The organism is Aerococcus sp. L_32 (assembly GCF_050689315.1).
Map to the genome: position 1 here is coordinate 1 of NZ_JBOEQF010000730.1, position 901 is coordinate 901.

Consider the following 901-nt stretch of genomic DNA (forward strand, 5'->3'; position numbering starts at 1 on the left):
ATTCTTCAACCAATTAAAATACTGGACGATAATCGGTTCATTCAAACCAGCCCGTTCACGCAAGGCTTCAATCGTTGAAGGATCAGTTTCTGGTGTGATAAGCCCTGTAAAAGGGTCACCAGGCATCAATCTAGCTACCGCGAATACTAAGATACTCAAAATTAAAATTTGCGGGAGCATCAGCAGAACTCTTCTAAATATTGTCTTCCACATATTAATTGCCTCCTTTCAATGATTGATCAAAGGCAACATCATGATTGTCTGAGAATGGAGATAAATCATAAACACGATTATTTTCATCATAATAAATGTTAGACGTCTTTTGATACTCAGCATCAATTTGCTGACGTCGTGCTTTAATCTCAGCACGTTTATTCGGATCCATTTCAGGAATTGCAGCCAATAACCGTTTGGTATAAATATGTTGCGGGTTATTGAAAATTTCTTTCTTGGAACCACGCTCAACAAATCGTCCTTTATGCATAATGGCAATTTCATCTGCCATGTGTTCCACAACCCCTAAGTCATGGGAAATGAACAAGTAACTCAAGTTATATTCACTTTGAATTTGCTTCATAAAGTTTAAAACCTGCGCTTGAACCGATAAATCCAAGGCTGAAGTAGGTTCATCGGCAATAATCAGTTTAGGGTTACTGGCTACAGCCCGCGCAACCCCTAAACGTTGCCGTTGACCACCCGAGAATTCATGCGGATACTTATAGATTGTATCTTCATTCAAACCAACAATCTCTAACAGCTCGATTACCCGATGTTTCACTTCTTTTTCGGAATATTGATAATAATTGCGAATTGGTTCAGCGATCACATCTAAAATCCGTTTCTTCGGATTTAAGGACATAGTCGAATCTTGAAAGATCATCTGAACATTACGGTTATACTC

General features: G+C 38.6%; 1 protein-coding gene and 1 pseudogene. Both read right to left on the reverse strand.

Annotated elements, in window-relative coordinates:
* A pseudogene (locus tag ACRCJ0_RS16015) lies at positions 1-213 on the reverse strand (ABC transporter permease); the annotation flags it as partial.
* Position 214: 1 nt separating this feature from the next.
* Positions 215-901: ATP-binding cassette domain-containing protein (locus ACRCJ0_RS16020; RefSeq protein WP_431391163.1), on the reverse strand; the 687-nt coding region annotated here is incomplete at its 5' end.